The following is an 11845-nucleotide window of genomic DNA, read 5'->3' on the forward strand; positions in this document are numbered from 1 at the left end:
GGCGCAGGCACGGGTCAGCCGATCGTCGTCGTGGTGAACGTCGGGCTCGGATTCGGGAAACACGCCGTCGGGGCGGAGACGTCGAAACCGGCGCTGACCACGGCGGTGAACGTCAGACCCGGGTCGCTGTAGCTGGAACCGCCCAGTTTCGTCTCGATGGTGCCGGACGAGCCCGCGGTGAGATGCGCGGTCACGGTCGGCAGTTCGAACGTCGAGCCGCCCGCGATCGGGCCGGGGAAGCTCAGCGTCGCGACGCTGCCGGAGACGGTGATCTTCGGCGGGGTCGAGCCGATACCGGAGCCGCCGGCGAGGTCGGCGCCCACCCAGGTCGAGTTCGCCGGGATCGGGATCTTCAGGGAGAAGTCCTTGATGTTCTTGACCTGGTAGCCGCTGACCTCGGCCGGGACGGTGTTCGGCGCCGGGTCGATGACGATGTCGAGCGCGGCACCGGGGGCGACCGTGGCCGGGGCGGTGACGTCCGCGTCCTGGTTCAGCTTGAGGTACTTGTTGCCGACGAGCGGCGGCTTCGCCTCGCAGTCGAAGACGACGGTGGTCGCCGCGGAAGCCGGCGCGGCCAGACCGGCGATCGGGACGAGTACGGCCGAAGCGCAGACGAGGGCACGGATGGCAGCCTTCATGTTCCACCTACCTGGGGGTTCGATGGGGAGAGAGGGAGCTGCGCAGCGATTAGAGAGTTACCGGCAAGTTAAGTAACTCGTCAAGAAATCTCCGTTCCCATACGCGGGGTGTCACGGAACTGGGAACGGAACCCACCGAAAATCGGTATCAAGCGCCCGTACGGGACGGGTCGTGCTACTCAGGCGGCGAGCCGGGCGGCGGCGACGTCGTAGCGGTCCAGGACGAGCCCGGCGATCCGCGGATCCGGCCCCAACGGCCCGGCGACGATCACGGACGGGTCGGCTTCGCGGGCCAGGCGCGCGATCCGGTCCGGCAGCAGTCCCGGTGCGAGGAACCAGCCCGCGACCGCGAGCCGTCGCGCTCCGTTGAGCCGCAACCGCGCGATGGCGGCAGGCACGTCCGGCTGCGCGGCACTGGCGAAGGCGGGGGTCGCGAGCAGTCCGCGCCGCAGATGCCAGCGAGTGGTGATCCCGGCGACGGCGTCGTTCGCCGCCACGTTCGACGAGCCGACACCGGCCAGCAGGACACCGAGGCCCGGGTCGTCCAGATCGGCGCCCGCTTCGGTGAGCCTGTCCAGCGCGACCGTCTCGATGAGCGGGTCGATGCCCAGCACTCCGGAGACTCGCACGTCGAGGCCCGGGCAGTCCGCGGTCACCTCGGCGACGAGCGCGGGCAGGTCGACCCGGGCGTGGTAGGCCACGCCGAGCAGCAGGGGCACCACGACGACTTCGTGGTGCCCCTCGGCGTACAGGCCACGAAGGGCATCGGTGAGCAGCGGCTCCGAAAGATCCAAAAAGGACTCGCGGATGTCGAGACCCGGTGCCAGCCCGCGGGAGACGTCGAGCAAGGCGCGGATGGTCGCGGCGGACCGCGGATCGCGGCTGCCGTGGGCGACGGCGACCAGGGGCGGAGTGCGGGGTGGGGTCATGCGAACCTTTCGCCGACGAGTCCGGCGGCGAGGGTGTCGCCGTCCTTCGGGTCGATGACCAGGAACGCGCCCGTCCGGGGGCTGACGCCGTAGTCGTCCACGCCGATCTCTTCGGCCAGCCGCAGGGTCACCCGGCCGATGTCGTTGAGCTCCAAGGTGGCCGGATCGTCCACACTGGACAGAGTCTGCTCGTCGAAGCGGGCGTGGAGTTCGCCGACTAGGGCCTGCACCGTCCGCGTTCCGTGCTTCACCAGCACCCGAGCGCCCGGTTTGAGCGCCTTGACCGAGAGCCAGCACAGGGTCGCGGTGATCTCGTCGGTCACCGTCGGCTGCCGGTCGGCGGCGGCGATCAGGTCACCGCGCGAGATGTCGACGTCGTCGGCGAGCAACAGCGTCACCGAGGTGCCCGCGCCGGCTTCGGCGAGCGGCCCGTCGGCGGTGTCGATGGCCTCGACCCGGCTGCGGATCCCTTGCGGGAGAACGACGATCTCGTCACCCGGCCGCACGGTGCCCGCCGCGATCTGCCCGGCGTACCCACGGTAGTCGGGGTGGTCGGCCGTGCGCGGCCGGATCACGTACTGCACCGGGAAGCGGAACGCCGAATCGTGCGGATCCGGCGCCACCGGAACGGTTTCCAGATGCTCCAGCAGGGTCGGGCCCGAGTACCACGGGGTCTTGTCCGACTTCTCCGCCACGTTGTCGCCCACCAGTGCCGAAACCGGCACCGCGAGCACGGAACCCCGTTCGTAGCCCAGGGAAGCGGCGTGCTCGGCGAACTCCTCGGCGATCACGGTGAACGTCGCTTCGTCGTAGCCGACGAGGTCGATCTTGTTCACCGCCAGCACCAGGTTCGGCACACCCAGCAGCGCGAGCACCGCGGCGTGGCGGCGGGTCTGCTCGATGACGCCCTTCCGTGCGTCGACCAGCAGCACAGCGAGCTGTGCGGTGGACGCCCCGGTCACCGTGTTCCGCGTGTACTGCACGTGACCCGGCGTGTCCGCGAGCACGAAACTGCGCTTCGGCGTCGCGAAGTACCGGTACGCCACGTCGATCGTGATGCCCTGCTCGCGTTCCGAGCGCAGGCCGTCCACGAGCAGCGAGAGGTCCGGAGTGGACAGTCCTTTGTCGACACTGGCGCGGGTGACCGCGTCCAGCTGGTCGGCGAGGACGGATTTGGTGTCGTACAGGAGCCGCCCGACCAGGGTCGACTTCCCGTCGTCCACACTGCCCGCGGTCGCGAGCCTGAGGAGGCTGGACATCAGAAGTACCCTTCCCGCTTGCGGTCTTCCATCGCCGCCTCCGACATCCGGTCGTCGGCACGGGTGGCGCCGCGTTCGGTGAGCCGGGAGGCCGAGACCTCGGCGATGACCTCGTCCACCGTGGCGGCGGTCGATTCGATGGCGCCCGTGCACGAACCGTCGCCGACGGTCCGGTAGCGCACGGTCAGTTCCCGGACGACCTCGTCCGGCCGCGGCCCGCCCCACGGGCCTTCGGCCAGCCACATGCCGTCGCGCTGGTAGACCTCACGCCGGTGCGCGTAGTAGATCGACGGCAGTTCGACCTTCTCCCGCGCGATGTAGTTCCAGACGTCCGCCTCGGTCCAGTTGGACAGCGGGAAGACGCGGACCTGTTCGCCGGGGCGGTGACGGCCGTTGTAGAGGTTCCACAGTTCCGGACGCTGCCGTCGCGGCTCCCATTGGCCGAAAGCGTTGCGCAGACTGAAGATCCGCTCCTTGGCGCGCGCGCGTTCCTCGTCGCGGCGCCCGCCGCCGAAGACCGCGTCGAACTTGTTCTCGGCGATCGTGTCGAGCAGCGGCGTGGTCTGCAGCGGGTTGCGCATCCCGTCGGCGCGCTCTTCGAGTCTGCCGTCGTCGATCCAGTCCTGGACCTTCGCCACGACCAGCCGGAGCCCGTGCTGCTCGACCACGCGGTCGCGGAAGTCGATGACCTCGTCGAAGTTGTGCCCGGTGTCCACGTGCAGCAACGGGAACGGCACCGGCGCCGGCCAGAACGCCTTGATCGCCAGGTGCAGCAGGAGCGTCGAGTCCTTGCCGCCGGAGAAGAGGATCACCGGCCGGTCGAACTCACCCGCCACCTCGCGGAAGATGTGGATGGCCTCGGATTCCAGCGCCGCCAGGTTGTCCTGGGCGGCGTCGGCGGCCGGTTCGAGCGTGGTCATTTCGTCCCTTCTCACCCGTGCAGGCCGCATTCGGTCTTGCCCTGCCCGGCCCAGCGGCCGCTGCGCGGGTCCTGGCCCGGAGCGACCTTCGCGGTGCACGGCGCGCAGCCGATCGACAGATAACCGATGGACACCAACGGGTTCTCGAGGATCCCGTGTTCGCTGATGTAGCCGTTGAACTCGTCGTCGGACCACGGCGCGATCGGGTTGATCTTCACCAGCCCGTTGCGGTCGTCCCAGGTGACGATGGGGGTGTTCGCGCGGGTCGGCGCGTCGACGCGGCGGACGCCGGTCACCCACGCCGAGTACTTCGCGAGCGTCTTCCGCAGCGGTACCACCTTGCGCAGGTGGCAGCACTGGTTCGGGTCGCGTTCGTGCAGTTTCGGGCCGTACTCCGCGTCCTGTTCGGCGACGCTCTGTTCGGCTTCGGCGTTGACGATCCGCACGCCCGGGTACACCGCCTGCACCGCGTCACGGGTGCCGATGGTCTCCGGGAAGTGGTAGCCGGTCTGCAGGAACAGCACGTCGACGTCGGGTTTGACCTGGGTGGCCAGATCGATCAGGACGGCGTCCTGCATGTTCGACGCCACGATGAAGTCGTCGCCGAAGGTCTCCGCGGTCCAGCGCAGGGCCTCGGTCGCGGTCGCCTCCGCGAGCTCCTTCGAGGCGCGTTCGGCGAGTGTCTTGTAGTCGGCAGTGGCGGTCATCCTTGCGACACCTCCGGAAAGGACAGTCCGAGGAACTTCACGGTGAAGACCCGGCGGCAGCCCGCGCACAGCCACGAGCCGCCTTCCTCCGGCCGGAGGTCTTCATCGCCACAGAAAGGGCAGTAGTACGGGGTCGCGCGTTCGGTCATTGCAAGACGCCTTCGTCGGCCCGCAGGACCCACTGGGCGAACCGCTCGCCGGGTTCGCGGCCGGCGAGGTACGCCCGCACGACCCGCTCGACGTACGCGGTCAGCTCCGACGCGGTCACCTTGTGCCCGCGCAGTTTCCGGCCGAATCCGGCGTCCAGGCCGAGCCCGCCGCCGAGGTGCACCTGGAAGCCTTCGACCTGCTTGCCGTCCTCGTCGGTGACGATCTGGCCCTTGAGCCCGATGTCGGCGGTCTGGACCCGGGCGCAGGAGTTGGGGCAGCCGTTGAGGTGCACGGTCACCGGGTTCTCGATCTCGGCCTGGATGTCGGCGAGACGCTTCTCCAGGTCGGTGACCAGTTCGATCGCGCGGGCCTTCGTCTCGACGATCGCGAGTTTGCAGAATTCCAGGCCCGTGCAGGCCATGATCCCGCGCCGCCACGGCGAGGGCTCGGTCTGCAGGCCGAGATCGGCCAGTTCGGACTTCAGCCCGTTCACCTCGGCCTCGGGGACGTCGAGGACCACGAGCTTCTGGTGCGGGGTGAGGCGGACGCGGTTCGACCCGGCCCGCTCGGCGGCCTTGGCGACCGCCAGCAGGGTGGAGCCGGAGACACGGCCCGCGACCGGCGCGGCGCCGACGTAGAACCGGCCGTCGATCTGCGGGTGCACGCCGACGTGGTCGATCTGGGTGGCGGGCACCTCGGGCGCCGGGCCGTCGGTCAGCTTGCGCTTGAGGTACTCGTCTTCCAGCACCTGGCGGAACTTCGCGACGCCCCAGTCCTTCACCAGGAACTTGATCCGCGCACGGGCGCGCAGCCGCCGGTAGCCGTAGTCGCGGAAGACACTGATCACGCCTTCCCAGACGTCCGGGACCTCGTCGAGCGGGACCCAGGCGCCGAGACGCTGCCCGATCATCGGGTTGGTGGACAGGCCGCCGCCGACCCAGACGTCGAAGCCGGGGCCGTGTTCGGGGTGGTTCACACCGACGAAGGCGACGTCGTTGATCTCGTGCGCGACGTCCTGCTGCCCGGAGACCGCGGTCTTGAACTTGCGCGGCAGGTTCGAGTAGCGCGGATCGCCGATGTAGCGGCGTTTGATCTCGTCGATCGCGGGCGTGCCGTCGATGATCTCGTCGGCCGCGATACCGGCGACGGGGGAGCCCAGGATGACGCGCGGGCTGTCGCCGCACGCCTCCATCGTGGTCATCCCGGCGTTCTCGAGCTTCGACCAGATCGTGGGGACGTCCTCGATCTGGATCCAGTGGTACTGGATGTTCTGCCGGTCGGTGATGTCCGCGGTGTCGCGAGCGTGGGTCTGCGAGATCTCCGCGAGCACGGCCAGCTGCTCGGTGGTCAGCGCGCCGCCGTCGAGCCGCACCCGCAGCATGAAGTAGCGGTCGTCGAGCTCTTCGGGCTCCAGCGTCGCGGTACGGCCGCCGTCGATCCCCGGCTTGCGCTGGGTGTAGAGACCGAACCAGCGGAACCGGCCGCGGAGGTCACCCGGGTCGATCGAATCGAAACCGCCGCGGGCGTAGATGTTCTCGATCCGCGCCCGGACGTTGAGCGGGTTGTCGTCCTTCTTGGACCGCTCGTTGGGGTTCAACGGCTCGCGATACCCCAGTGCCCACTGTCCCTCGCCCCGTTTCTGTTTGACCCGGGGCGTGCGGGCAGGGGTCTCGCGCGTGGGCGACGACATGGGAATCCTCCGGCTGATCGTGGTGGTGGCGGGGAGTCAGCGGTTCGTCGCACAGAGCGCGCTCGCCACACGACGGAGGTCCACGTGGCGGCGTGCCACGAGGCTGATTCCGGCGCGGGTCATTCATTCAGCGTGCCACGCGCCCACTATGTGGTCTAGGCCGGTCCGAATACTGGGAACAGTGTCCGAAGGCTACTGTTTTGCCTGGTCAAGGGCGTGCTTCGCCGGTCAAGCCCGGCTTCGCGGCCCGGCATTGTGACGCAGAACGCGCACGACTCAAGAGGGCAGGACGCGGTCCACGATGATCCGGATGACCTCCTCGTCGGTGACGTCCGCGAGCACCTCCGGCAGGGTGAGCCGCTCGACGGTGAGTCCGGTCAGCGCGAGGTACATCAGTAGTACTTCGGCGCGCCCGCCCGGCATGCCCGCCGCGACGTGCCAGTCGACGCTCATGTCGATGCCTTCGCGGACGGTCTTGGTCAGCTCGGCCGAAAGATCCGGGCGCCGGGTGGCTTCGAGCCGGAGTTCGAGCAAGGCGAGATAAGGCTCCCGGTGACCGGTCAGCCGTCCCATGAGCTCGCCGAGCAGGACGCCGACCCGGTCATGGGACGGCGACTCGGCCTGCGGGTTCGCCATCACCTCGGCCGGTGCCGACAGCCGCTCCTGCACCCGGACGCCGACCTCGCCGAGCAGCTGGTCCCGATTGCGGAAGTAGTTGGACGTCGTCCCCGGCGGCACGTCCGCCTCGACGTCCACGGCGCGGTAGGTGAGGCCGCGTGCGCCCTCGCGGGCGAGGACGGCGATGGCGGCGTCGGTGAGCGCGGTCCGGCGCTCCGGGTTCTGTCGCATCGGGACATTCTCCTTGCCTCAGTCAAACCACTATGTCTATAGTACTACGCATCAAGTGGTTAGGACTGGGAGGAACACCGGATGCAACTCAACGGTTTCGGCGCCTGCGTGGTCGTCGAGGACATCGCCGAGACCACCGCCTGGTGGAAGCGGCACCTGGGGTTGACGGTGACGATCGAGTTGGACTGGTTCTCCAGCCTCAACGTCGGCGCGCCGGGTTATGAGATGAGCTTCGTCAAGCGGGGGCACAAGTCCACGCCGGAGCCCTGGCGGGCGCAGGAAGCGGCCGGATCGATGGTGGGGCTCATGGTCGAAGACGCCGCGGGCGAGTACGAGCGCCTGCGCGGGGAGGGGGTCAAGATCGTGACGGAACTCGTCGACGAGGAGTTCGGCCAGCGGCACTTCTACATCGAGGACCTGAACGGCTTCCTGATCGACATCATCGAGGCCATCCCGCCGTCCGCGGAGTGGCTGGCCGCTAACGGGCTGGCTTAGTACCGCTTCGGGTGAGTGGGGCCGCGCGGGGACGCCGTCGGCGCTAGCTTCGGTCTCCGATCCACAGAGGACGGAGGAGTTGCGCATGCGCCGATGGGTGGTCGCCGCGATGGTGCTGGCGTCCCTGCTGATCCCGGGTACCGCTTCCGGGGCTCAGCAGGGCTGCAGACTGGTCTCGCCCGAGGAAGGGGCGGTGCTGCACAAGGGCGACTCGTACCGGTTCGAGGCGGTCGGCTGTTCGCCGGGCGTCCGGGGACACGTCTCCCATACGGTGCTGGTCGAGGTCGCCATGACCCGCGACGCCGTCACGGACGAGCACGGCGACTGGTCGGTCGACCACGTGGTCAACGACTACTCGCTGAACATGGAGACCCTCGTCTGGGTGCGGTTCGACGACGGCTCCCGATCGACCTCGGTCAAGGTGCGCATCGCCGACCGATGACGCGTTCCGTGAAGGCCTCTTTCCCCCGGGAAGGAGGCCTTCACGGCGTGGGGGACACTGGGGTGTGCCCGCGTTGCTGCCCGAAACCACCACGCCCGTCGAATCCGCGCTCCCCGAGAGCGCGCTGGAAGGGCTCGGCACACGACCGTTCGGCGTCTACGTGCACGTCCCGTTCTGCGCGACCCGGTGCGGCTACTGCGACTTCAACACCTACACCGCCGGAGAGCTGGACAGCGATTCGTCGCCGCAGTCGTGGCTCGAAGGCCTCAAGCGCGAGTTCGACCTGGCCGCGCGGGTGCTGAAGGCGCCGCCCGCGGTCGACACCGTCTTCGTCGGCGGCGGCACTCCGTCCCTTCTCGGCGCCGACGGGCTGCGAAGCGTTCTCGACGCCGTTCGCGACGCCTTCGGACTCGCGCCGGACGCGGAGGTGACGACCGAGTCCAATCCGGAGTCCACGTCGCCCGAGTTCTTCGCGGGCATCCGTGACGCCGGATACAACCGGATCTCCCTCGGGATGCAATCGGCCGCGCAGCACGTGCTGAAGATCCTCGACCGCGTGCACACCGCCGGCCGTCCGGTCGCGGCCGCGGAGGAAGCGCGTGCCGCCGGATTCGACCACGTCAACCTCGACGTCATCTACGGCACGCCGGGGGAGCGGATCGAGGATCTCCAGGCTTCGCTCGACGCGGTGCTGGCCGCCGGTGTCGACCACGTCTCGGCGTACGCGCTGATCGTCGAGGAGGGCACCGCGCTCGCCCGCCGCATCCGCCGCGGCGAACTGCCCGCGCCGGACGACGACGTGCTGGCCGCCGACTACGAGATGATCGACCGCGTCCTCGCCTCGGCGGGGTTGCGCTGGTACGAGGTGTCCAACTGGGCGACCTCGGAGGAAGCCCGCTGCCGGCACAACATCGGGTACTGGCGCGGCGGCGACTGGTGGGGCGCCGGGCCGGGCGCGCACAGCCACGTCGGCGGCGTCCGCTGGTGGAACGTCAAGCATCCGGCCCGCTACGCCGCGTCCCTCGCGGCCGGGGAATCACCTGCCGCGGGCCGTGAACTGCTGACCGATGAAGATCGGCACCTGGAACGCGTGATGCTGGAACTCCGGCTGTCCGAAGGGCTCCCGCTCGACGCGCTCGACGACGACGGCCGGGCCGAAGCCCGCGCCGCCGCCGCCGAGGGATTGCTGGAACAGTCCGCTTTGGACGGTCAGGGCCGTGCGGTGCTGACCGACCGCGGCCGGTTGCTGGCCGACGGGCTGGTGCGCCGGCTCACCTGAGCCCCAGGGCCCGGTCGACCCATCGGCCCACCGGCAGCGCCACCACGATCGCCGCCAGCGCCAGGTGCACCAGCATGAACAGCACCGCGACCGGGACACTCGGCGGTCCGCCGAGGAACACGATCATATGCGAGGCCCATTTGAGCTCGGTCGGTTTCGTCCCGGCGGACCAGACGTCGTTGAGCGCCCAGAAGGTCAGGTCGTTCGCGCCCGAGATCACCACGAGGATCGACGCGACACCGGCCTTGAGCACGTTCGCCGTCCGGCCGCCGCCCAGCCGGTACGCCATCAGCCCGAACAGGACGATGAACGTCACGATGAACAGCTCGAACTGGTACACCGGCTGGAAGGCGTCCTCGTCGGTGGCCGCGTTCCTGGCGAACGCCTGGATCCGCATGATCAGCTCGGTGTCCAAATAGGACATGTAGACGAACACCGCGAGCACGATCAGCGCCGGGCCCCATTTGGTGCGGGGGAAGAGCGCCACCGTGACGACCGCGAAGACGAACGGGCACAGTTTGAACGCCCAGTCCGCGACGTTGTCCAGTGTCTGGTCCGGCGGCAGGATCACCATGATCAGCAGTGCGGTCACCACGGCCGGGACGGCGGCCACCAGCCACAGCCATTTGCGCCGCCGGTAGAGCGCGGGGATCCAGCCGTCGGTTTCGGGCAGGGTGGCGGTCACAGGTCGTCCTTCTCTGCCCAGAACGGCCCGAGGGCGAGGGCGTCGACGTCGGTCTTCAGGTAGCAGGCCACCGCGTCGGCCGGGCTGGCGACGATCGGTTCGTTGTTGTCGTTGAACGAGGTGTTGACCACCATCGGCACGCCGGTGAGCTTCTCGAACTCGCTGATCATCCGGTAGTACAACGGGTTGTCCGTTTCGGTCACCGTCTGCACGCGGGCCGTGCCGTCGACGTGGGTGATGGCCGGGACCTCGTCGCGTTTGTCCGGCAGGACGTCGAACACCAGCAGCATGACCGGCGAGGGGTAGTCGCTGACGAACCAGTCGCCCGCGCGTTCCGCCAGGCACGACGGCGCGAACGGCCGGAAAGCCTCGCGGTGCTTGACCTTCTCGTTCATCCGCGTCTTCGAGTCGGGGTCGCGCGGGTCGGCCACCAGCGAGCGGTTGCCGAGCGCGCGCGGCCCGCATTCCATCCGGCCCTGCACCCAGCCGGCGATCTTGCCCTCGGAGATCTTCTTCGCCGTGTGCGCGGCGATGTCGTCGACCTTGGTGTAGCGGACCCCGGCGTCCTGCAGCGCGAGTTCCATCTCCGCCTCGGTGTAGTCCGGGCCGGTGTAGGTGAAGCCCTCGCGAGGACGGGGCTTGCCGTACTTGCCGACCGACACCTCCAGCGCCGAACCGAGCGCGCAGCCGTCGTCGGCCGCCGCGGGCTGGGCGAAGAAGTCCTCGAACGGCGTTTCCAGCAGGATCCGTCCGTTCATCACGCTGTTCAGCGCGACGCCGCCCGCGACGGACAGCCGCCGCGACCCGGTCTCCCGCTGCAGCCAGCGCGCGATGTGCAGCCCGGCCTCCTCCAGGGTGACCTGCAGCGCGTAGGCGATGTCGCAGTAGTGCTGCGGCACCGGGTTCTCCGCGGTGACCCGGGTCTTGGGCCTTGCCGGGCCGAACAGGTCGGTGAACTTCTTCGCCATCACGTGCTTGCCGGTGCGGTGGTGCCCGAAGAAGCTCAGGTCGAGCTCGTACCCGCCGTCGTCGTCGAGGTGGATCAGCTGCTTGAACGCATCGACGTAGGTGTCGTTCCCGAGCGGGGCCAGCCCCATGATCTTGCCTTCGTCACGGGTGGGGTAGAAGCCCAGATAGCCGGTGACGCCCGCGTACATCGCACCGAGCGAATGCGGGAACTTGATCCGCCGGATGTCGATGATCCGGTTTCCCTTGCCGTGCCCCAGATAGGTCGCGGTGCCGTCGCTGCCGATGCCGTCGAAGGTGAGCACGGCCGACTCTTCCCACGGCGAGATGAAGTACCCGCTGGCGGCGTGCGCCTTGTGGTGGTCGACCAGATGCGTCTTGAACTTCGTCGGGCCGGTCCAGCCCACGGCCTCCTTCACATCGCGTTCGAGGGTGAAGGACCGCTTGATGTGCGCGAGCACCGCGCCGCCGACGTGGTAGTCGTCGACCCCTTTGCCGCCACCGGTTTTGAACGTCTCCACCATGCCAGCCGACGAGCCGCCCTCGTCGCCGTTCTGGTTGCGGAACACCTCCAGCGTGGCCGGGAAGTACTTCGCGAACACCTTCGCCGCGTGGATGCCTTCACGCCAGCGCTGCCAGTAGTAGGCGACGTGGTCGACGTCGGCGAGGGTGATCCCGCCGCGCTCCAGGCAGAACTTGATCGCCTCGGCGGGGAAGTCCCCGTCGTGCTTCTTGCGGGTGAAGCGTTCCTCTTCGGCGAAAGCGATGATCTCGCCGTCGCGCACGAGCGCGGCCGCCGAGTCGTGGACCCTGCTGATTCCCAGTACGTACATGTT

Annotated in this window: 14 protein-coding genes; 3 read left to right on the top strand and 11 right to left on the bottom strand. The window is 68.9% G+C overall.

What is annotated here, in order from left to right; all coding sequences use genetic code 11:
* Positions 1-14 precede the first annotated feature (14 nt).
* The 9 genes from ED92_RS25535 to ED92_RS25570 all read right to left on the bottom strand — a co-directional run bounded on the left by ED92_RS25535 (position 15) and on the right by ED92_RS25570 (position 7142).
* Positions 15-638 carry a hypothetical protein gene (locus tag ED92_RS25535; protein WP_037342765.1) on the bottom strand — a complete coding sequence of 208 codons (624 nt, stop codon included), beginning with the start codon at positions 636-638 and terminating at the stop codon, positions 15-17.
* Between the two features lie 179 nt (positions 639-817).
* Complete coding sequence (locus tag ED92_RS25540; RefSeq protein ID WP_037342766.1) at positions 818-1567, bottom strand: sirohydrochlorin chelatase; 750 nt, start codon at positions 1565-1567, stop codon at positions 818-820.
* Positions 1564-2826: a sulfate adenylyltransferase subunit 1 gene (locus ED92_RS25545; protein ID WP_037342768.1), complete on the bottom strand. Its 1263-nt coding sequence runs from the start codon at positions 2824-2826 to the stop codon at positions 1564-1566. Before ED92_RS25545 ends, ED92_RS25540 begins: the two co-directional genes overlap by 4 nt.
* The gene (gene cysD, locus ED92_RS25550; protein WP_037342770.1) at positions 2826-3746 is read right to left on the bottom strand and encodes a sulfate adenylyltransferase subunit CysD; all 921 of its coding nucleotides are present in this window, start codon (positions 3744-3746) and stop codon (positions 2826-2828) included. Before cysD ends, ED92_RS25545 begins: the two co-directional genes overlap by 1 nt.
* Positions 3747-3757: 11 nt before the next feature.
* The gene (locus tag ED92_RS25555) at positions 3758-4453 is read right to left on the bottom strand and encodes a phosphoadenylyl-sulfate reductase (RefSeq protein ID WP_016332423.1); all 696 of its coding nucleotides are present in this window, start codon (positions 4451-4453) and stop codon (positions 3758-3760) included.
* Positions 4450-4602 (bottom strand): hypothetical protein, encoded by a 153-nt coding sequence (locus ED92_RS25560; protein WP_016332424.1) that lies wholly within the window; start codon positions 4600-4602, stop codon positions 4450-4452. The genes ED92_RS25555 and ED92_RS25560 overlap by 4 nt, the downstream gene beginning before the upstream one ends.
* Entirely contained in the window at positions 4599-6293 is a 1695-nt protein-coding gene (locus ED92_RS25565; protein WP_037342772.1) for a nitrite/sulfite reductase, read from the bottom strand. The genes ED92_RS25560 and ED92_RS25565 overlap by 4 nt, the downstream gene beginning before the upstream one ends.
* A 36-nt stretch (positions 6294-6329) precedes the next feature.
* Positions 6330-6416: a putative leader peptide gene (locus ED92_RS43830; protein ID WP_350573702.1), complete on the bottom strand. Its 87-nt coding sequence runs from the start codon at positions 6414-6416 to the stop codon at positions 6330-6332.
* Positions 6417-6569: 153 nt separating this feature from the next.
* Positions 6570-7142, bottom strand: a complete 573-nt coding sequence (locus tag ED92_RS25570) for a TetR/AcrR family transcriptional regulator (RefSeq protein ID WP_037342775.1) — start codon at positions 7140-7142, stop codon at positions 6570-6572.
* Positions 7143-7223: 81 nt separating this feature from the next.
* Between ED92_RS25570 and ED92_RS25575 the strand changes: the two genes are divergently transcribed.
* From ED92_RS25575 to hemW, 3 genes are all read left to right on the top strand, one after another.
* On the top strand, positions 7224-7637 hold the full coding sequence (locus ED92_RS25575; protein WP_037342777.1) for a VOC family protein: 414 nt from the start codon (positions 7224-7226) through the stop codon (positions 7635-7637).
* A gap of 85 nt (positions 7638-7722) precedes the next feature.
* Entirely contained in the window at positions 7723-8079 is a 357-nt protein-coding gene (locus tag ED92_RS25580) for a hypothetical protein (RefSeq protein ID WP_037342780.1), read from the top strand.
* Between the two features lie 64 nt (positions 8080-8143).
* On the top strand, positions 8144-9358 hold the full coding sequence (gene hemW, locus ED92_RS25585; RefSeq protein WP_037342782.1) for a radical SAM family heme chaperone HemW: 1215 nt from the start codon (positions 8144-8146) through the stop codon (positions 9356-9358).
* Here the strand turns inward: hemW and ED92_RS25590 are convergent.
* Together ED92_RS25590 and ED92_RS25595 are read right to left on the bottom strand one after the other, a co-directional pair.
* Complete coding sequence (locus tag ED92_RS25590; protein ID WP_037342785.1) at positions 9351-10043, bottom strand: hypothetical protein; 693 nt, start codon at positions 10041-10043, stop codon at positions 9351-9353. The genes hemW and ED92_RS25590 overlap by 8 nt on opposite strands.
* A complete protein-coding gene (locus tag ED92_RS25595; protein WP_037342786.1) occupies positions 10040-11842 on the bottom strand; it encodes a carbamoyltransferase C-terminal domain-containing protein in 1803 nt (600 codons plus the stop codon). The genes ED92_RS25590 and ED92_RS25595 overlap by 4 nt, the downstream gene beginning before the upstream one ends.
* Positions 11843-11845: the final 3 nt, after the last annotated feature.

This window comes from Amycolatopsis sp. MJM2582 (assembly GCF_000754115.1).
Taxonomy (GTDB): Bacteria; Actinomycetota; Actinomycetes; order Mycobacteriales; family Pseudonocardiaceae; genus Amycolatopsis; species Amycolatopsis japonica.

Excerpts from the sequence above, each read along its gene's own strand:
- ED92_RS25535 (WP_037342765.1), bottom strand. The coding sequence starts at position 638 with ATGAAGGCTGCCATCCGTGCCCTCGTCTGCGCTTCGGCCGTACTCGTC.
- ED92_RS43830 (WP_350573702.1), bottom strand. The coding sequence starts at position 6,416 with ATGACCCGCGCCGGAATCAGCCTCGTGGCACGCCGCCACGTGGACCTC.
- ED92_RS25555 (WP_016332423.1), bottom strand. The coding sequence starts at position 4,453 with ATGACCGCCACTGCCGACTACAAGACACTCGCCGAACGCGCCTCGAAG.
- ED92_RS25545 (WP_037342768.1), bottom strand. The coding sequence starts at position 2,826 with ATGTCCAGCCTCCTCAGGCTCGCGACCGCGGGCAGTGTGGACGACGGG.
- ED92_RS25570 (WP_037342775.1), bottom strand. The coding sequence starts at position 7,142 with ATGCGACAGAACCCGGAGCGCCGGACCGCGCTCACCGACGCCGCCATC.
- ED92_RS25580 (WP_037342780.1), top strand. The coding sequence starts at position 7,723 with ATGCGCCGATGGGTGGTCGCCGCGATGGTGCTGGCGTCCCTGCTGATC.
- ED92_RS25575 (WP_037342777.1), top strand. The coding sequence starts at position 7,224 with ATGCAACTCAACGGTTTCGGCGCCTGCGTGGTCGTCGAGGACATCGCC.
- ED92_RS25560 (WP_016332424.1), bottom strand. The coding sequence starts at position 4,602 with ATGACCGAACGCGCGACCCCGTACTACTGCCCTTTCTGTGGCGATGAA.
- cysD (WP_037342770.1), bottom strand. The coding sequence starts at position 3,746 with ATGACCACGCTCGAACCGGCCGCCGACGCCGCCCAGGACAACCTGGCG.
- ED92_RS25540 (WP_037342766.1), bottom strand. The coding sequence starts at position 1,567 with ATGACCCCACCCCGCACTCCGCCCCTGGTCGCCGTCGCCCACGGCAGC.
- ED92_RS25565 (WP_037342772.1), bottom strand. The coding sequence starts at position 6,293 with ATGTCGTCGCCCACGCGCGAGACCCCTGCCCGCACGCCCCGGGTCAAA.
- ED92_RS25595 (WP_037342786.1), bottom strand. The coding sequence starts at position 11,842 with ATGTACGTACTGGGAATCAGCAGGGTCCACGACTCGGCGGCCGCGCTC.